The sequence below is a fragment of the Streptomyces sp. NPDC094034 genome (genome assembly GCF_040303865.1).
Lineage (GTDB): Bacteria > Actinomycetota > Actinomycetes > Streptomycetales > Streptomycetaceae > Streptomyces.
The window spans coordinates 108,624-130,281 of sequence record NZ_JBEOUD010000002.1; the positions used below are offsets into that span (position 1 = coordinate 108,624).

The window sequence follows — 21,658 nt, forward strand, 5'->3', positions numbered from 1 at the left end:
GGTCTACCCGGCGGCGGCCAGGCCGGCGGTGGTCGGACCGCTGGTGGTCAGGCCGGCGGTGGTCAGACCGGTGGTGGGCGCGTTCACCAGCACGGCCATGTTGCCCGACGGATGCACGTTCTCGTACATCATCTGGTGGGCCTTGCCGATGTCCTCGAACCCGCCGCACCAGGACAGGCAGGGGTCCAGCTGCCCCCGGGCCGCGAGTTCCACAACGTCATGGCACTGCCTGGTGTTGGCGAAGTGCGAGCCTTGCAGGCGCTTTTGGCGCATCCACAGGTACCGGAGATCGAGATCGCCGTTGTAGCCGCTGGTGCCACCGCACGTCACCACCATGCCGGCGGTGTCACAGACGAACATGGAGGTCGGAAGGGTGTCCTGACCGGTGTGCTCGAAGACGATCCGGGGGGAGCGCTTCTCGCCGAGGATCTCCCAGATCCGTCGTCCGAACGCCTGCACGCCCTTGGACCAGGCGGCCATCCCCTCCGTGTCGTCGTGGTCCGGCATGCGTCCCCAGTGATCGAACTCGGTCCGGTTGATCACTCCCTTGGCACCCATCCGCAGGCAGTGCTCGCCGCGCTCCTCCGTCGACACGACCGCGATGGGCAGCCCGCCCCTCAGGGCGGTGATCTGGATGGCCATCGAGCCGAGCCCGCCGGCACCTCCCCAGATGAGGACAGGGTCCCCGATGCGGACGGTGTGCGGTTCCCAGCCGCACAGTTGCCGGTAGGCGGTCGCCGCGGTGGCGATGAAGCAGCCGGCCTCCTCCCAGCTCATCCTGGGCGGCTTGGGGTGGCACTGGTACTCGTCGACGAGGGCGAACTGGGCGAGGGAACCGTAGTTGGTCTCGTATCCCCAAGCCCTCTGGGTGGCGGAGGTCATGGGGTCCGCGCCGAGCCGGACGTCCCGTGCGGTCTCGTCCCACTGGCAGCTGGAGAGAGTGACCTCGTCGCCGACCTTCACCTGCTCCACGCCCGGGCCCACCGCCCAGACCACCCCCGCACCCTCCGACCCGCCTATGTGGAAGTCCTCCGTGGCACCCTGACGCCGGCGGATGGCGATGACGTCGATGGGTTCACCGAGCGAGGTCCACACGCCGTTGTAGTTGATGCCCGCGGCCATGACGTACACGAGCACCTGGCCGCGTCCCACGGGCGGAACGTCGACGACCTCGGTACGGATGGCACTCGCGGGCGTACCGAAGCGGTCCTGCCGAACGGTCGATGCGTACATCTTCTCCGGCACCCGGCCCAGAGGCGGCATTTCACCAAGTTCGTACAGCGTCTTCATCGCGATTACTCCTCGGTTCCCGTTCATTCGGCGTCTGCGGGACGCGCCCGCAACGTATCCGGTGGAACGGGTAGACGTGCTGCACGCCCGCTGTACGGGGCGGTGGCCTCATGACGGGCACGACGTACGTCGATCTTCTCGGGCAGCTGAGTGTGCGCCACGACGACCGGCCCGTCTCCATCCGGTCCCTGAAACAGCGGCATCTCCTGGCCACTCTCGCGCTCCATGCCGGCCAGGTGGTCTCGCACGAGAAGATCATCGACGCGCTGTGGGGCGAGAATCCGCCCGCGACCAGCCTCGCCCTGGTGCACACCTATGTGGCGCGCCTGCGCAAGGCCCTTCAGTCGGGCTGTGACGGCTTCGGTGCCGACAGCGCGTCCCCGAGCCTGATCCGCCACACCGGCACCGGATACCGTCTCGACCTCGGCACGCACCAGGTGGACCTGCTCCGGTTCCTCGACGTGGCGGCGAAGGCACACGAGGAACACGCGACGCGGAACGCGGAACGGGCCGAAGAGCTCTTCCACGAGGCGCTCCGGATGTGGCGCGGAAGCGTCCTCGCGGACCTGGACCATCGTCTGGGGCAGGATCCGGTGATCCTCAACGCGGTCCATCTCCGTCTCACCAGCACCCTGGCGTACGCCGATCTGGCCCTGGAGAGAGGGCACTTCCACGAGGCGGTGCGGCAGCTGCGGTCGGTCACGCCCGAGGAACCGGTGCACGAAGGGCTGCACGCGCGCCTGATGCTCGCCCTGGCGGGAGCAGGTCAACAGGCGGCCGCGCTCGAACTGTTCACCCACGTACGCGAGCGGCTCTCCGAAACCCTCGGAATCGACCCCGGCCCGGAGATCGAGGCAGCACAGCTGCGTGTGCTGCGCCAGGACCTCCCCTTCTCGGGCGCGGGTGGGCCACGCACGGCTCCATGGAAACCCCCGGTCCCGGCCCAGCTGCCCCTGGACATCGCCGGATTCACCGGACGCGCCGAACCGCTACGGCAGTTGAGCCGGCTCCGCGTGGCGAGCGGCGACCCCGCGTCGGGCCCGGCGATCGCCGCCATCACCGGCCCGCCCGGGGCCGGCAAGACGGCGCTCGCCGTGAGCTGGGGCCACCAGGCCCAGATCCACTTTCCCGACGGCCAGCTCTACGCCGAACTGCGCGGAGTCCCGCCGTTCGCTCCCCGCACCACCACCGAGACCCTGTCGATGTTTCTGCGAGCCCTCGGGGTTCCTCCCGAGGCGGTGCCCGACGACGAGGACGAGCAGGCCGCCCTCTACCGGTCGCTGCTCGCCCACCGCAGGATCCTCGTGGTGCTGGACAACGTCGCCTCCTCCCACCAGGTCCGCCCGCTGCTCCCGGCCGGCCGGCGCTGCATGGTCGTGGTCACCAGCCGCACAGAACCGACCGGACTGATCGCGCTGGAAGGGGCCCAGCCGATCCGCCTGGGTGCTTTCACCCCGCAGGAAAGCTCTGTCCTGATCAGACGGCTGACGTACGGCGACCCGGCCGGGGCGGAGACCGGGCCGGGCGCCGAGCTCGGGCAGCTGAGCGGACACCTGCCGCTGGCACTGCGCCTGGCGGCCACCGACATCGGCCGCCGCTGCCTCGTCAGCTGTTCCGCGGCGGCGGCCGCACCGAGAACCAGGTACCCCGCGCTCGCATCGCGCCCCAGGACGACACCGGCGTAAGAGCGGCTTGCCGGCAACCCGTGACCGCTTGACCAAGCATGGAGTTCTGATGATTCCGTTGTCCTTCGCGCAACGCCGTTTGTGGTTCCTGGACCGTTTCGATTCGGTCGGCGCGGCCTACAACACCTCGCTCACCCTGCGGATCGGCGGGAAGCTGGACGAGGGGGCGCTGCGAGCCTCCTTGGGGGACGTGGTGGCCCGGCATGAGGTGCTGCGGACGGTGATCGGCGAGCGTGACGGCGAGCCGTTCCAGGACATCCTGCCCGAAGGGCCCGAGGATCAGGCGGTGATGGCCGGGACGGAGACGGTGTCCCGGGAGGAGCTGCCGGGCCGGCTGGCACAGGCCCGGCGGTACGTGTTCGACCTCGCGGTCGACCGGCCGTTGCGGGTGCGCCTGTTCCGGGTGGGCCCGCGGGAGCACGTGCTGCTGGTGCTGCTGCACCACATCGTCTTCGACGGCTGGTCGACGGCGCCGTTCATGCGGGACCTGGCTCAGGCGTACGCCGCGAGGCTGAAGGGCCAGGCGCCGGGCTGGGATCCGCTGCCCGTGCAGTACGCGGACTACACCCTGTGGCAGCGGGACCTGCTGGGGGATCCGGCGGACCCGGAGAGCCTGTTCGCGCGCCAGCTGACTCATTGGAAGCGGTCGCTGTCGGGGATGGCGCAGGAGCTGTCGCTGCCGGCCGACCGGGTGCGGCCGGCCGAGCCCAGCTATCGGGGCGGTGTGGTCAAGTTCGGTGTCGACGCCGAGACCCACCAGAGGCTGGCCGGCCTGGCCCGCTCCACGAACACGAGTATGTTCATGGTGCTGAAGGCCGCTCTGGCCGCGACACTGACCCGCCTGGGAGCGGGCAGCGACGTCCCCATCGGTGTCCCGATCGCCGGGCGCACCGACGAGGTACTCGAAGACCTCGTCGGGTTCTTCGTCAACACCCTTGTGCTGCGGAGCGACGTCTCGGGCAACCCCACCTTCCGGCACCTGCTGGAACGTACCCGTGACACCGTTCTGGCCGCCTACGCCCACCAGGACCTTCCTTTCGAGAGCCTGGTCGAGGCACTCAATCCCGAACGCTCCCTGGCCCGCCACCCCCTCTTCCAGGTCGCCCTCACCTTTCACAACCAGACGCGGTCCACCCTCGAACTGCCCGGTCTCACCGTTGAGCCCATCCCGGACGAAGACATCTCCGCCCTCTTCGACCTCGCGTTCAACATCGCCGAACGTCATTCCGGCCCGGCCGGTGCCGCGGCGGGACTTGAGGGCTCCTTGCAGTACTCCCGCGACCTGTTCGACCACCCCACGGCCGAACGCGTCACCGGATATGTCACCCGTCTCCTGACGGCCGTCGCCGCACACCCCGACCTCCCCCTCAACCAGGTCCCCATCCTCTCGCCGGGCGAGCTGCGCACCCTCACCGCACACGGGCACACCGGCGGCTCCGCGCACGGGCCGGCCGCGGACTCGGGCTCGTCGGATGCCACCGCGACGCTGCCGACGCTCTTCGAAGCGCGGGTCTCCCGTACACCCGACGCCCCCGCCGTCAGCTACGAGGGCACCACGCTCACCTACGCCGAGCTCAACGCCCGCGCCAACCAGCTCGCCCACCACCTCATCGCCCAAGGCGCGGGCCCGGAGAGCAGCGTCGCCCTGCTCCTCCCGCGCTCCCTCGACCTGGTCGTCGCCGTTGTGGCCACGCTCAAGGCGGGCGCGGCCTACCTGCCCATCGACCCGGACTACCCCGCCGAGCGCATCAACCACATCCTGGGCGACGCCCGCCCCCTGCTCACCCTCCGCGGCATCAGCGACGAGTGGCCGGCCACCCGGCCCACCACCGATCCGACCGACGCCGACCGCGTCGCCCCGCTGCGTCCCGGGAACGCCGCGTACATCATCTACACCAGCGGGTCCACCGGCCGTCCCAAAGGCGTCGTCGTCACCCACAGGGGAATCCCGAACCTCATATCCAGCAAGATCGCCGGCTTCGGCGTACGCCCCGGTGACCGCTTTCTCCAGTTCGCCTCGCTGGGATTCGACGCGGCGTTCATGGAGATCACGGTGTCGCTGCTGGCCGGCGCCACGCTCGTCCTGACCCTGGCGGAGAACCTGCATTCCGCGGAGTCACTGACCGAGCTGTTGGTGCGGGAACGCATCACACATGCCCTGATTCCCCCCGCGCTGCTCGCTTCCCTTCCGTCCGAGGACATGCCGGAATTCACCCTCATCGTCGCCGGTGACACCTGTTCCGGCGAGACGGTGTCGGAATGGTCGCCGGGCCGCCGCATGATCAACGCCTACGGGCCCAGTGAGTACACGGTCTGCGTCACGATGAGTGAGCCGCTCTCCGGTTCCTCGAAGCCGCCCATCGGACGTCCGATCACAGAGACCCGCGTCCTCGTCCTGGACGAACTGCTCTGCCGGGTGCCGGTGGGAGTGGCGGGTGAACTGTACGTCGCGGGTGTGGGTCTGGCGCGGGGCTATCTGGGGCGGGCCGGGCACACCGCGGAGCGGTTCGTCGCGGATCCGTTCGGGCCGGCGGGCTCGCGGATGTACCGGACCGGCGATCTGGTGAAGTGGCGTGAGGACGGGAACCTGGAGTTCCTGGGCCGGGCCGACGACCAGGTCAAGGTCCGTGGTTTCCGGATCGAACCGGGAGAGATCGAGACGGTGCTCTCGGCGCACGCCTCGGTGTCCCACTGCGCGGTGACAGTCCGCCAGGACCGTCCCGGGGACAAGCGTCTGGTCGCCTACCTGGTCGCGGAGGACGGGCACGAGGTCCCGGTCGAGGAACTGTGGGAGAGCGCCCGGCGCGCGCTGCCGGACTACATGGTGCCCGCGGCGTTCGTGGTTCTGGAGGCGCTGCCGCTGACCCCGAACGGGAAACTGGACCGCGGGGCCCTGCCCGCCCCCCAGTACGCTTCGCCGCGGGACACCGGGCGCCCCCCTCGCACCGGGCGGGAGCGGATCCTGTGCGACCTGTTCGCCGAAGTCCTCGGTCTCGACCAGGTAGGTGTGGACGACCGCTTCTTCGAACTGGGCGGCGACTCGATCACCTCGATCCAGCTGGTCAGCCGGGCCCGCAAGGCCGGACTCGTCATCAGACCCCGTGAGGTCTTCCAGCACCAGTCGGTGGCCGAACTGGCCCTCGTCGCCACCACCGGCGCCGCCGCGGTCACCCAGCCGCGGACCAGCCCGGTCGGTACCACACCGCCCACCCCGATCATGGAATGGCTGCGCCGCCTGGGCGGAAACATCGACCACTTCCATCAGAGTGTCCTGGTCCAGACCCCCGCCGGCGCCACCCGGCACCATCTGACCACCGTCCTGAGGACCGTCCTCGACCACCACGACGTCCTCCGCGCCCGTCTCGTCGAAGCCTCCGACGGCACCTGGAACCTCCACATCCGCCCTGCCGGCACTCTCGACGCCGGGGCCCTCCTCACCTGCGTCCCCGCCCCCGTCAGCGGCCACCGCGTCCCCGACGAACTGATCACCCAGCACGCCGGGGAAGCCATCGAGCGCCTCGACCCGAGGGCCGGCAGCATGCTCCAGGCGGTCTGGTTCGACGCCGGTCCCGCCCAGCCGGGCCGCCTCCTGCTGACAGCCCACCATCTCGTCGTCGACGCCGTCTCCTGGCGTATCGTGCTGCCGGATCTCGCCGACGCATACCGAAACCTCCTCCAGGGGGAACAGCAGCCACGGCTGGACCCTGTGCCCACCTCCTGGCGCCAGTGGGCCCATCACCTCGCCCACCACGCCACCCTGCCGGCCAGTCAGGCGGAGACCGACCTGTGGACCGCCGTTCTCGCGCCGCCCGACCCCCTGCTCACCTCCCGTGAGCTCAGGCCCACGCAGGACACCGTCACCGGCCGCCACACCACCACCATCGCCCCCGACGTCACCCGGCCCCTCCTGACCTCGGTCCCCGCCGCCTACAACGTCGGAACCACCGACATCCTCGTGACCGCCCACGCCCTCGCCCTGACCGAGTGGCGGCGCCGCCGCGGACACGACCACACGCACGGCGCGCTCATCGACCTCGAAACCCACGGACGTCACGAAACCGGCACCGACGCCGATCTCACCCGCACCGTCGGCTGGTTCACCTCCTGCCACCCCGTCCGCGTCACCACGCAGAACCTGCCCTGGCACCGTCTCCACACCGACCCGGCCGCCATGGCCGCCACCGTCAGGGCGGTCAAGGAACACCTCCGAACCCTCCCCGACCACGGCATCGGCTACGGGCTCCTTCGGTATCTGACCCCGGATCACCCCCTCAGCCACCAGAAGACCCCACAGACCAGCTTCAACTACCTGGGACGCTCCCCGGCCGGAGACAACCCCGCGAGCACCGGCGCGGACACCGAGGGCCTCTTCACCCCGGCACCCGAGAAGCCCGCCCTCCCCACCGTCGACAACGCCATGCCCACGCCCCACACCATCGCAGTGGACGCGGTGGCCCACGACCACACCGACGGCCCCCGCCTCACCACGCACTTCACCTGGCCCGAGAGCCTTCTGGGCCCTTCGGACATCCACGAACTGGCGGACCTGTACGCCGAAGCCCTTCAGGCGATCACCGCCCACGCCAAGGACCTGAAGGCCGGCCACACCCCCTCCGACCTCTCCCTCGTCACCCTCACCCAGCAGGAGATCGACCAACTGGAGGACAGCGCGGGCGGCTTGGAGGACGTCCTCCCACTGTCCCCGCTCCAGGAAGGGCTCCTGTTCCACGCCCTGTACGACCACGACGGTCCCGACGTCTATACCGTGCAGACGGAACTCGGCCTTGAGGGCGTGCTCGATCCCGACCGGCTGCGCGAGGCCGTCCAGGCGCTGCTGCGGCGTTACCCCAACCTGCGCGCGTCCTTCCACCTGCGCACGGCCGACGATCCCGTGCAGGTCGTCCCCCGTCACGTCGAGGTGCCGATCAGCACACACGACCTCACCGGACTCGCCCCGGACGCACAGCGTGCCGCGCTGGACCGGATCGTCTCCGAGGACCGCACCCGACGGTTCGCCCCGGCCGAACCCCCGCTGCTCCGGTTGACCCTGATCCGTCTCGCCGAGCGCCGGCACCATCTGGTGCTGGCCAACCACCACATCCTCGTCGACGGCTGGTCCATGCCACTGGTGATCCGGGACCTGCTCGCGCTCTACGCCTCGGCAGGCGACGAGACCGGCCTGCCGCGTCCCACGCCCTACCGGACCTACCTCGCCTGGCTCAGCCGGCGCGACACCGACGTGGCCCTCACCGCCTGGCGCGACCATCTCGGCGGACTCGCCCAGCCGACCCTGATGGCTCCCGGCCCGCACAAGGACCCCGCGCCGCGGACCGAATCCCGCTACACCACGCTCCCCGCCGACGTCACCGGCATCCTGCGGAACCAGCTGCGGGAGAACGGACTGACGCTCAGCACCGCGGTCCAGGCCGCCTGGAGCGTGCTGCTCACGCGGTACACCGGTCAGGACGACGTCGTCTTCGGTGCCACCGTCTCCGGCCGGCCGGCCGAGATCCCCGGCATCGAGAGCATGGTGGGACTGTTCATCAACACGGTGCCCGTCCGGACCGGCATCGAGCCCGCCGACACCTTCCTCGCGCTCATGCGACGGCTGCGGGAACGACAGGCGGACCTTCTCGACCACCACTACCTCGGGCTCAGCGCCATTCAGGCGCTGACCCCCCACGCGGAACTCTTCGACACGACCGTCGTGTTCGAGAACTACCCCGTCCAGCAAGAACCCGGTGACCACGCGACCACCGACGAGTCCGGCCTCACGGTCGTCACCAGCGACGGCCACGACGACGCCCACTACCCCCTCAACCTGGTGGCGGCCCACAATCCCGCCACCGGCGCCCTCCACCTCCGGCTCGCCTACAACCCGCGCGCCTTCGACGCGGCGACCGCGCAACGGATCAGCGGTCATGTCGTCGCCATCCTGACGGCCATCGCCCGCGACCCCGGCAGCCTGGTCGACCGCACCGCCATCCTGACGCCCGAGGAACGCCACACCCTCACCGATGCCTGGAACGAGGCCGAGGAGACGGACGCAGGGGCGAGTGCCGGCGACCGCGCGGGTGCCGGACCGACGATTCACCAGCGCTTCGCCGAGATCGCCGCGCGCCGTCCCGACGAGCCGGCGTATCTGTCGGCGCACGGCGAGCTGACCTACGGCGAGATCGACAGGCGGGCGAACCGGCTCGCCCATCACCTCCGGAAGCTCGGAGCACGGCCGGAGGTGCCCGTGGCGCTCCTGTTCGAGCGCTCGGCGGATCTCCTCGTCGCCATGCTGGCCACCCTGAAGGCGGGATCCACGTACCTACCGCTGGACAAACGGTCACCGGGACAGCGGCTCACCGAACTGCTCTCCGAGAGCGGCGCCACGCTTCTCCTCACCGGTCCCCTCACCCATGACATCGGCTGGCCGGGCCCCGATCTCGGCCCGGCGGTCCGGCGGGTGGCGGTGGCCGATGTCGCGCTGGACGAGGAGCCCATGTCACCACCGGTCACCGCGGTGCACCCCGATCAGCTGGCCTGCGTGATGTACACCTCCGGATCCACCGGCGCCCCCAAGGGAGCGGCTCTGACCCACCGCAACGTCGTGCGCATGGTCGACGCGGATCCGTACGCACCGCGGGACGACGGCCGCCGCGAGCGCGTCCTGTTCCACTCGCCGCACGCGTGGGACGCGGTCACCTGGGAGCTGTGGCTGACGCTGCTGCGCGAGCGGCAGGTGGTGGAGGCGGCCCCCGGGGATCTCGGCGTGGACGAGCTCGTCGGCTACCTCTCCTCCTGGGGCATCACCAGGATGTGGCTCACGGCGGGCCTGTTCCGCCTGATGGCGGAGGAGCGGCCGCACGCCTTCTCGGCGCTCAAGGAGATCTGCACGGGCGGAGACGTCGTCCCGGCCTCGGCCGTGCGGCGGGTGCTCAAGGCCTGTCCCGGCCTCGTGGTTGTCAACGGCTACGGTCCCACCGAGGCAACGGTCTTCACCACCCAGTACCGGATGCGCGCCACGGACCGGATCCCGGACAACGTACCCATCGGCGGCCCGATGGACGGCATGCGGGCCCATGTGCTGGATTCCCGCCTGCTCCCGGTCCCGGTGGGTCTCGTCGGTGAGCTGTACATCGCCTCCGAACAGCTCGCACGCGGCTACATCCATCAGCCCTCCCGTACGGCGGAACGGTTCGTCGCCGCCCCGTTCGGAGCGCCGGGCTCCCGCATGTACCGCACCGGAGACCTGGTCCGCCGTCGTTCCGACGGAACCCTGGAGTTCGTGGGCCGGACGGACGAGCAGGTGAAGCTGAGGGGTTTCCGCATCGAGCCCGCCGAGATCGAGGCCGCCCTCGGCCATCATGCCGCGGTCGGCCAGTGCGCCGTGGTGGCCCGTGAGGACCGCCCGGGCGACGTCCGCCTGACGGCGTACGTCGTGGCCGTCGACGGCGCGGAAGGCTCCCCCGAAGGCCGGGTGGAGGAGTTGCGGAGCCACCTTCGGGAGAGGCTGCCCGACTACATGATCCCGTCGGCCTTCGTGACCCTCGACACGTTGCCCCTGACCCCGAACGGAAAGCTCGACCGGAACGCGCTGCCGGCTCCCGAGCAGCCCGACGAGACCGGCTTCACCGACGCGCGGAGCAGGCAGGAGGAGACGCTCTGCGCTCTCTTCGCCCAGGTCCTCGGCGTGGAGAAGGTCGGCGTCGACGACAACTTCTTCGAACTCGGAGGGCACTCGCTGCTCGCCGCCCGGCTGGTCAGCCAGGTCCAGAGCACGTTCGGTGTGAAGCTGGCGATCCGAACGCTCTACGCCGCTCCGACCGTCGCCGCCCTCGCCAGGGCACTGGGGGAGGGCGCCGTCGCCCGGCAGTACGCCTTCGAAACCGTGCTGCCACTGCGGGAGACAGGCTCCCGGAACCCGGTCTTCTGTGTGCATGCGGCAGGGGGACTGAGCTGGCGGTACGCCGAGTTCCTGCGCCACCTCCCCACCGACTGCCCGCTCTACGGAATCCAGTCGTCGGGTTTCCTGGAGACCGGTCTGCCGGAGTCCCTCCAGGAGATGGCGGCCGCCTACGTGGACGCGATACGCGAGATACAGCCCGAGGGGCCCTACCGGCTGATCGGCTGGTCCTTCGGCGGACTGGTGGTTCACGAGATGGCCGTCCTCCTGACGGAGCAGGGGCAACAGGTGGACCTGCTGGCCGTTCTCGACTCGTACCCGGCCGTCGACGAACCGGGAGCCGGCACCGGCGTACCGGACCGCACCGATGTGGTGAACGGACTGTTCGAGGTCCTGGGAACGACTCCCCCGGAACTGCCGGACGAGCCGGAGAACACGGAATCGCTCTCCCGGGTGCGCGACGCGCTGTCCGACGACGGCAGTTCGTACGGCCGCGTTCTCGGTGACAAACTGGAGAACTTCATCGCGGTCACACAGAACAACGTCTTGCTCCGGAGGGAGTTCCGTCCCCGGAACTACTCCGGGTCGATGCTCCTGTTCGTCGCCGAACACGACGGAAAACCGGTCGATGAACTCGTCCGTACATGGCATCCCTTCTGCCGTGGTCCGATCCACGTGGAGCAAGTCCCCTGCGAGCACGCGGAAATGATGGATCCCGGCCCCGTCGCGAAGATCGCCGCACGGATCGCCGACGCCTTGGAAATGCGGGACTCGATGAACGCCGAATCCGAAGGCGCACGATGACAAGAAGTCCCCGGGAGGCCGGGAAGCCTCGTCGTCCAGGCGTGCCGGTGAGAAGGCCACATCCTCCTTCAGTCTCGCAACCGGGACGTGACTGAGGGCGCCGCCCCGTCGCCCTCCGCCCGCACTTCACCGGCGCCCGGTCGCCACGGGAATTCCCGGCGCCATTTCCGGACAGTCGGCCATGGCCGGCCGATCGCCCACTCGTCGCGCGGGATTCACCTCGGTTCCGCGACGACGGGCGCGATGGTCTGTCGCCACAAAGAATTGACCAATTTCGTAGCAGAGTGGAAGGTGCCGCAGGCATGAAGCTGGGACTGCAAGACGTCTGGCCGTTGTCGCCGCTGCAAGAAGGACTGCTCTTCCATGCCCTTTACGACCCGCAGAGCCTTGACGTCTACACCGCGCAGGTGAGCGTCAGCCTCCAGGGGAGGCTGGATCCCGAGGTACTGCGGTCGGCCGGGCAGGCTCTGCTCCGTCGGCACCCGAATCTCCGGGCCGCGTTCCGGCACAGCGCGCAGGGACAGCCGGTCCAGCTCATCCCCCGGGAGGTGGTGCTTCCCTGGCGACAGTGCGATCTCTCCGGGATGAGCCCCGCCGAACGTGAGGCGGAAGCCGACCGACTGACGGCAGGGGAACGGGAAGAGCGCTTCGACCCCACTCGGCCGCCGTTGATCCGCTTCACCCTGCTGATCCTGGGGGACCAGGAATTCCGGCTGGTGATCACCCATCACCACATCCTGCTGGACGGCTGGTCCGTCCCCATCCTGCTCCGGGACCTGTTCTCCCTCTACCAGACACCGGGGGACGACTCCGGCCTGCCGCGCGTCACACCGTTCAACACCTACCTGGCCTGGCTCGCGCGCCAGGACCGATCGGTCTCCGAGTCCGCCTGGCGCAAGGACATGGCAGGCCTCACGCAGTCCTGCCATCTGGCGCCGGCACACCGGGCCCGCGCACCGATCGCACCGGCCCAGACCGAGCGCTTCCTGCCCACCGAACTCACCGGCGCGCTACAGCGATACGCCCGCGACGCCGGCGTGACGATGAGCACCGTGGTGCAGGCGGCATGGGCCCTCCTGCTCGGCCGCCTGACCGGACAGGACGACGTGGTCTTCGGGACCACTGTGGCCGGCCGCCCGGCAGATATTCCGGGCATCGAGGGCATGCTCGGACTGTTCATCAACACGGTGCCCGTGCGGATCCGGTTGGCGGCCGGGGAGTCCCTGGCCCACCTCCTGAAACGGGCCCAGGACCGGCACACCCAGATGCTCGACCACATGCACGTCGGGCTCACCGACATTCAGGAGTGGGTGGGCGCCGGCGAACTGTTCGACACACTGGTCGTGTTCGAGAACTACCCGGTGGACCGGGAGAGCATCGTCTCCCCCGCTCCAGGTCTCCGCATCTCCGGGCTCAAGGGCTACGACGGAATCCACTACCCACTGAACCTCGTCGCCGCTCTCACCGGACAGCGTGTCCTGCTGCGACTGAGCTACCGCCCTGATCTGTTCGACGAGGTGTCCGTCGAGCGGATGGCGGGGGGTTTGGTGCGTCTGCTGGAGGCGCTGGTGGAGGATCCCGACCGTCCCGTGGGGCAGATCGACATCCTCTCCCCGGCGGACCGTCACCTGCTACTGACCGAATGGAACGACACCCGCACGGAACCTCCCGCCGGGTTGCTCCCCGACCTGTTCGAGCGGCAGGTGGTGCGGGCTCCGGAGGCCACGGCGGTGGTGTTCGGGGATGTGGAGGTGTCGTACGGAGAGCTGAACGCGCGGGCGAACCGGCTGGCGCGGCTGCTGATGTCGCGTGGGGTGGGGCCGGAGCGGGTGGTGGCGTTGATGCTGCCGCGCTCGGTGGAGATGGTGGTGGGTCTGCTGGCGGTGCTGAAGGCCGGTGGCGCCTATCTGCCGGTGGATCCGGATCTGCCGGCCGACCGGGTGGCGTTCATGCTGGGGGACGCGAAGCCCGCGGTGGTGGTGACCGTCGAGGAGGTCGTGTCCCGGTTGCCGGAGGGGACGGACGCGCTGCTGGTGGACGAGGCCGGTGTGCTGGAGGAACTGGCCGGTCTGTCCGGTGACGACATGGACGACGAGGAGCGGGCCTGCCCGCTGCTGGCGGACCATCCCGCCTACACGATCTACACCTCCGGCTCCACCGGCCGCCCCAAGGGCGTCACTGTCACGTTGGCCAATGTGGGGAATCTGCTGGCCGCCATGCGGAAGCGGGTGTCCTTCACCCAGGAGGACCGGCTCCTCGCGGTCACCACGGTCGGGTTCGACATCGCGGCACTGGAGATCTTCGGTCCGCTGCTCAGCGGCGCCGCTGTCGTTCTCGCCTCGCACCAGGACGTCCGCGGCGGTGGACCCCTGCTGGGCATCATGGAGAAGTGGGGCGTCACCATCATGCAGGCGACGCCCTCCCTCTGGCAGATGCTGATGGGATTCGACACGGAACCGATCCGGGGACTACGTGTTCTGGTCGGTGGCGAACCCCTGCCGGGCAGTCTGTGCGGCGATCTTCAGGATCTCGGGTGCCGGGTGCTGAATGTGTACGGCCCGACGGAGACGACCGTCTGGTCCACCGCGGCGACGATCGAGGGCGAGGTCGTGCGCGGTCCGTCCATCGGTCGTCCGCTGGACAACACGTCGGTGTATGTGCTGGATGGGGCGTTGAGTCTGGTTCCGGTGGGTGTGGCGGGTGAGTTGTATGTGGCGGGTGCGGGTTTGGCGCGTGGTTATCTGAACCGTCGGGGGTTGACCTCGGAGCGGTTCGTGGCGGATCCGTTCGGGGCGTCGGGCACTCGGATGTACCGCACTGGTGATGTGGTGCGGTGGCGGACCGATGGATGTCTGGAATTCGTGGGCCGGGCCGACGACCAGGTGAAGATCCGCGGATTCCGGATCGAGCTCGGTGAGGTGGAAGCCGCAGTCGCCGGGCACCCCTCGGTATCGGCAGTGGTGGTGACGGCCCGCGAAGACCTGCCCGGCGACCGACGCCTCGTGGCGTACGTGGTGACGGCGGACGAGTCCGGTGTCGAGGTGTCGGCGCTGCGTGATCACGTTGCGCGGGTGGTGCCGGACTACATGGTGCCGTCCGTGTTCGTGGTGCTGGAGACGCTGCCACTGACACCGAACGGAAAGATCGACCGCAACGCGCTGCCGGCTCCCCAGATGGATACCGCGGTATCGGGACGGGCAGCACGGACGCCACAGGAGGAGATTCTCTGTGGCCTGTTCGCCGAGGTCACCGGTGTCAGCTCGGTGGGGATCGACGACAACTTCTTCGATCTCGGCGGACATTCACTGTCCGCGACGCGATTGGTGAGCCGTATCCGCCGCGTGCTGGGCGCGGAACTGAGCATACGAGACCTGTTCGAGGCACCGAACGTAGCGGACCTGGGACGCCGGTTGACGGGGGCGGGCGACGCACGGCCGGCGCTGGGTGTGATGGAACGCCCCGAGCGGATTCCGTTGTCGTTCGCGCAGCTCCGGCTCTGGTTCCTCAACCGTTTCGAGGATGCCGCCGCGAGTGCGGCCTACAACATTCCCTTCGTACTGCGGTTGCGCGGGGCCGTCGACGGAGAAGCGTTGCGGGCGGCTTGGAGGGACGTGGTCGGGCGCCATGAGGTGCTGCGGACGGTATTCCCCGAGGACGCCGAAGGCGATCCCTATCAGCGGATCCTGGGCGTGGACGAGGTGTCGGCGGGCGCTTTGAGAGTGGTGGAGGTCGGTCCCGGGGAGCTGGATGAGCGTCTGGCGGCGGAGGCCGCGCGTCCGTTCGATCTGGTGTCGGAACTGCCCTTCCGGGCGTGGCTGTTCACGCTCGGTCCGCAGGAATGTGTGCTGATGCTGGTGATGCACCACATCGCCGCCGACGGATGGTCATCTGTTCCGTTGGCCCGAGATCTGGAGTCCGCGTATACCGCACGCGCGGAAGGCCGGACCCCACGGTGGGACGCGCTGCCGGTGCAGTACGCGGACTACACGCTGTGGCAGCGACAGCTGCTGGGCAACGAGGACGACCAGGACAGCATCTTCTCCCGACAGTTGTCGTTCTGGCGGAAATCGCTGACCGGGATTCCCACACAGTTGGAATTGCCGACAGACCGTCCACGCCCGACAAGCGCCTCTCACCGCGGCGACCAGGTGACATTCAGCCTGCGGGCGGACGTTCACCAAGGCGTGGTCGACCTCGCCCGCAACAGTGGCGCGAGTGTGTTCATGGTCATGCAAGCCGCCGTCGCGGCACTGCTGACCCGACTGGGAGCAGGCGCCGATATCCCCATCGGTACACCGATCGCCGGACGAACAGACGACGGACTGGACAACCTGATCGGATTCTTCGTCAACACACTCGTCCTGCGAACCGACACCTCAGGCGACCCGACCTTCCGGGAACTGGTAACACGCGTCCGGGAAACCGACCTTGAAGCATACGCACACCAGGACCTGCCATTCGAGAGCCTCGTCGAGGCACTCAACCCGGCACGATCAACGGCATCTCATCCCTTGTTCCAAGTCATGCTGGCCTTCCACAACACCACGGGCGGCGGCATACGACTCCCCGGCATCGAGGTGTCTTCACAGTCGGCACTGCCCGGTGTCGCCAAATTCGACCTGGCCTTCAACCTGGCGGAGAAACGCAGCCGGGACAACGGCACTCCCGAAGGCATCGACGGAATAATCGAATACGCCACCGATCTGTTCGACGAAGTGTCCGTCGAACGGATGGCAGGGTATTTGGTGCGTCTACTGGAAGCACTGGCAGCAGACCCCGACCGCCCCGTGGGACAGGTCGACATCCTCTCCCCGGCGGACCGCCACCGAATACTGACCGAATGGAACAACACCGAGACGGAACCTTCCGCCGGGTTGCTCCCCGACCTGTTCGAGCGGCAGGCCGCCCGTACACCCGATGCGGCAGCCCTGACCCACGAGGGAACCACCCTTACCTACGCCGAGCTCAACGCTCGCGCGAACCAGCTCGCCCACCACCTCATCGCACAGGGCGCGGGTCCCGAGAAAACCGTCGCCCTGGCCTTCCCGCGCTCCCTCGACATGGTCGTCGCGGTCCTGGCCACCCTCAAGGCGGGCGCGGCCTACCTCCCTCTGGACCTTGAGCAGCCCGCCGAGCGCACCACGTACCTGAGGGAGGACGCTCACCCCTTCCTCGTACTCGCCCATATCCCCGATGACCTGCTGAGCACCCGGCCCACCAGCAACCCGACGGACGCCGACCGCGTCGCCCCGCTGCTGCCGGACCATCCCGCCTACACGATCTACACCAGCGGCTCCACCGGCCGCCCCAAGGGCGTCGTCGTCACCCACCGCAATGTGTGCCGACTGCTCTCGTCCACGCTCGGCCTCTTCACCTTCGGGCCGGACGACGTGTGGACCCTCTTCCACTCCTATGCCTTCGACTTCTCCGTATGGGAGATCTGGGGAGCACTTCTGCACGGTGGCAGGCTGGTCGTCGTCCCGTACCTGGTCAGTCGCTCGCCCCAGGACTTTCTTGGGCTGCTGGCCCGAGAAGGTGTCACCGTGCTCAACCAGACACCCTCCGCCTTCCACCAGTTGACCGAGGCGATCCGGGAGAACGGCGGGCCGGCGGCCGATCTGTCCCTGCGCACAGTGATCTTCGGCGGCGAGAAGCTCGACCTGCCGAAGCTGAGGGACTGGTACGAGGAGCGGTGGGACCGAGTCCCTGCCTTCGTCAACATGTACGGGATCACCGAGACGACGGTCCACGTCAGCCACATCGCGCTGACCGAGAAGATGGTGACCCCGGACGCCGCCAGCCTCGTCGGAGGGCCGATCCCCGACCTCCGCGCCTATGTGCTGGATGGGTCGTTGAGTCTGGTTCCGGTGGGTGTGGCGGGTGAGTTGTATGTGGCGGGTGCGGGTCTGGCGCGTGGTTATCTGAACCGTCGGGGGTTGACCTCGGAGCGGTTCGTGGCGGATCCGTTCGGCGCGTCGGGCACTCGGATGTACCGCACGGGCGATGTGGTGCGATGGCGGACCGACGGATGTCTGGAATTCGTGGGCCGGGCCGACGACCAGGTGAAGATCCGTGGATTCCGGATCGAGCTCGGCGAAGTGGAAGCCGCAGTCGCCGGGCACCCCTCGGTATCGGCAGTGGTAGTGACAGCCCGCGAGGACCAGCCCGGCGACCGACGCCTCGTGGCCTACGTCGTGCCCGCGGACGGATCCGCCGCCGAGACCTGGGCACTGCGTGATCACGTGACACGAGTGGTGCCGGACTACATGGTGCCCTCGGCATTCGTGGTGCTGGAAGCGCTGCCACTGACACCGAACGGAAAAGTCGACCGCAACGCGCTGCCGGCCCCCCAGATGGAAACCGCGGTATCGGGACGGGCAGCACGGACGCCACAGGAGGAAATCCTCTGCGGCCTGTTCGCCGAGGTCACCGGTGTCAGCTCGGTAGGAATCGACGACAACTTCTTCGACCTCGGCGGACATTCACTCTCCGCGACGCGATTGGTGAGCCGCATCCGCCGCGTGCTGGGCGCGGAGCTGAGCATTCGGGACCTGTTCGAAGCACCGAACGTAGCGGACCTGGGACGCCGGTTGGCGGGGGCGGGCGACGCACGACCGGCGCTGGGTGTGATGGAACGCCCCGAGCGGATTCCGTTGTCGTTCGCGCAGCTCCGGCTCTGGTTCCTCAACCGTTTCGAGGATGCCGCCGCGAGTGCGGCCTACAACGTTCCCTTCGTTCTGCGGTTGCGCGGGGCTGTCGACGCAGAAGCGCTGCGGGCAGCCTGGGGAGACGTGGTCGGGCGCCATGAGGTGCTGCGGACCGTATTCCCCGAGGACGCCGAAGGCGATCCCTATCAGCGGATCCTGAGCGTGGACGGGGTGCCTGCGGGCGCTTTGAGAGTGGTGGAGGTCGGTCCCGGGGAGCTGGATGAGCGCCTGGCGGCGGAAGCTGCGCGTCCGTTCGATCTGGGGTCCGAACTGCCCTTCCGGGCATGGCTGTTCACGCTCGGCCCGCAGGAATGTGTGCTGATGCTGGTGATGCACCACATCGCCGCCGACGGATGGTCATCTGTGCCACTGGCCCGGGATCTGGAGTCCGCGTATACGGCACGGGCGCAGGGGCGCACTCCACGGTGGGACGCGCTGCCGGTGCAGTACGCGGACTACACGCTGTGGCAGCGACAGCTGCTGGGCAACGAGGACGACCAGGACAGCATCTTCTCCCGACAGTTGTCGTTCTGGCGGAAATCGCTGACCGGGATTCCCACACAGTTGGAACTCCCGACAGACCGCCCGCGCCCGACAAGCGCCTCTCACCATGGTGACCAGGTGACATTCAGCCTGCGGGCGGACGTTCACCAAGGCGTGGTCGACCTCGCCCGCAACAGTGGCGCGAGTGTGTTCATGGTCATGCAAGCCGCCGTCGCGGCACTGCTGACCCGACTGGGAGCAGGCGCCGATATCCCCATCGGTACACCGATCGCCGGACGAACAGACGACGGACTGGACAACCTGATCGGATTCTTCGTCAACACACTCGTCCTGCGAACCGACACCTCAGGCGACCCGACCTTCCGGGAACTGGTAACACGCGTCCGCGAAACCGACCTTGAAGCATACGCACACCAGGACCTGCCATTCGAGAGCCTCGTCGAGGCACTCAACCCGGCACGATCAACGGCATCTCATCCCTTGTTCCAAGTCATGCTGGCCTTCCACAACACCACGGGCGACGGCATACGACTCCCCGGCATCGAAGTGTCACCACAGTCCGCGCTGCCCGGTGTCGCCAAATTCGACCTGGCCTTCAACCTGGCGGAGAAACGAAGCCGGGACAAAGGCACTCCCGAAGGCATCGAAGGAACCATCGAATACGCCACCGATCTGTTCGACGAAGCGTCCGTCGAACGGATGGCAGGATGCCTGGTGCGTCTGTTGGAAGCACTCGCACAGGACCCCGACCGCCCCGTGGGACAGATCGACATCCTCTCCCCCACGGACCGCCACCGAATACTGACCGAATGGAACAACACCCACACAGAACCCCCCACCGGGTTGCTCCCCGACCTGATCGCCGCGTCGACGGCCGCGGTCCCGGACGCCGTCGCCGTGGTGGCGGGCGGCGAGCGGCTGTCCTTCGCCGAACTGGATGAGCGGGCGGGCCGGCTGGCGGCCCTGCTCGCCGCGGCCGGTGCGGGTCCGGACGCGGTGGTGGCGCTGGCCGTGCCCCGGTCCGTGGACACGGTGGTCGCACTGCTGGCCGTACTGAAGGCGGGCGCGGTCTACCTGCCGCTCGACCTGGACCTCCCGGTGGAGCGGCTCGCGTACATGCTGGAGGACGCGGCGCCGGTGTGCGTGGTGACCACGCGGGCCGCGGCCGACCGGGTGGTGGGCGTACCGGCGCTGGTGCTGGACGACCCGGAGACCCAGGAGCGGTGGGCACTGGCACAGCCGCTGCCGCAGGTGCCGGTGCATCCGGAGCACGCCGCCTACGTCATCTACACCTCGGGGTCCACGGGCGCGCCGAAGGGCGTGGTCCTGCGGCACGCGGGCCTGACCCGGCTCTTCCAGGACCACGAGCGGGACTTGTACGGGCCGGTCGCGGCGCGGCTTGGCCGGCGGGTGCGCGCGCTGCACACCGCGTCGTTCTCCTTCGACTCCTCCTGGGAGCAGTTGCTGTGGCTGGTGGCCGGGCACGAGCTGCATGTGCTCGACGAATACGGGCGCCGGGATGCCGAGGCCGTCGTCTCCTACGTCCGTGAACACCGGATCGACGCCCTGGACGTCACGCCTTCGTACGGACGGCAGTTGACGGACGCCGGCCTGCTGGCCGGGGCGTGGCGCCCGGCGCTGTTCCTGCTCGGCGGGGAAGCGGTGCCGCCGGGCCTGTGGGCGGAACTGCGGGAGGTACCCGGGGTCGAGGTGGTCAACTACTACGGGCCGACCGAGTTCACGGTGGACGCGCTGGTGGCGCGGGTGGACGACTGTCCGTCCCCGGTGGTGGGCCGGCCGCTGGACAACACGCGGGCGTACGTCCTGGACGCGGGGCTGCGGCCGGTGCCGCCGGGCGTGCCGGGCGAGCTGTACCTGGCCGGTGAGCAGAACGCGCGCGGCTACCTGGGCCGGTTCGCCCTGACCTCGGAGCGGTTCGTGGCGGATCCGTTCGGGGCGTCGGGCACTCGGATGTACCGCACTGGTGATGTGGTGCGGTGGCGGGCGGATGGATGTCTGGAGTTCGTGGGCCGGGCCGACGACCAGGTGAAGATCCGTGGATTCCGGATCGAGCTGGGCGAGGTGGAAGCCGCAGTAGCCGGGCACCCCTCGGTATCGGCAGTGGTGGTGACGGCCCGCGAGGACCAGCCCGGCGATCGACGCCTCGTGGCCTATGTGGTGACGGACGGATCCGCCGCCGAGACCTGGGCACTGCGTGATCACGTTGCACGGGTAGTGCCGGACTACATGGTGCCCTCGGCATTCGTGGTGCTGGAAGCGCTGCCACTGACACCGAACGGAAAAGTCGACCGCAACGCACTGCCGGCCCCCCAGATGGAAACCGCGGTATCGGGACGGGCAGCACGGACGCCACAGGAGGAAATCCTCTGCGGCCTGTTCGCCGAAGTCATCGGAGTCAGCTCGGTAGGAATCGACGACAACTTCTTCGACCTCGGCGGACATTCACTCTCCGCGACGCGGCTGGTGAGCCGCATCCGCCGGGTACTGGGCGCGGAACTGAGCATACGAGACCTGTTCGAAGCACCGAACGTAGCCGACCTGGGACGCCGATTGGCGGGGGCGGGCGACGCACGGCGTCCCCTGCTGCGACGCAGGTCGCGAGGCGAAGACAAGTAGCCGCTCCGTAACTCCGTCAAGAAGCAGAGCGACAACCGTCGACCTCGGATCGCTCGGCCTCACCGGCGACGTCGCGGCGGAGGGCCTGGAAGCCGTCGGCATCCCGTGCAACACGAAGTCCACGCCACAAGGCGAGG

General features: G+C 68.8%; 4 protein-coding genes. 3 read left to right on the top strand and 1 reads right to left on the bottom strand.

Annotated elements, in window-relative coordinates:
- Positions 1 to 3 precede the first annotated feature (3 nt).
- Positions 4 to 1,290 carry a crotonyl-CoA carboxylase/reductase gene (gene ccrA / locus ABTZ59_RS03005; RefSeq protein WP_351389330.1) on the bottom strand — a complete coding sequence of 429 codons (1,287 nt, stop codon included), beginning with the start codon at positions 1,288 to 1,290 and terminating at the stop codon, positions 4 to 6.
- 110 nt (positions 1,291 to 1,400) lie between these two features.
- Between ccrA and ABTZ59_RS03010 the strand changes: the two genes are divergently transcribed.
- The 3 genes from ABTZ59_RS03010 (at position 1,401) to ABTZ59_RS03020 (ending at position 21,521) form a co-directional block, all read left to right on the top strand.
- Positions 1,401 to 2,975, top strand: a complete 1,575-nt coding sequence (locus tag ABTZ59_RS03010) for an AfsR/SARP family transcriptional regulator (RefSeq protein ID WP_351389334.1) — start codon at positions 1,401 to 1,403, stop codon at positions 2,973 to 2,975.
- 49 nt (positions 2,976 to 3,024) lie between these two features.
- On the top strand, positions 3,025 to 11,673 hold the full coding sequence (locus ABTZ59_RS03015; protein ID WP_351389337.1) for a non-ribosomal peptide synthetase: 8,649 nt from the start codon (positions 3,025 to 3,027) through the stop codon (positions 11,671 to 11,673).
- A 302-nt stretch (positions 11,674 to 11,975) separates the two neighbouring features.
- Positions 11,976 to 21,521 (top strand): non-ribosomal peptide synthetase, encoded by a 9,546-nt coding sequence (locus tag ABTZ59_RS03020; protein ID WP_351389341.1) that lies wholly within the window; start codon positions 11,976 to 11,978, stop codon positions 21,519 to 21,521.
- Positions 21,522 to 21,658: the final 137 nt, after the last annotated feature.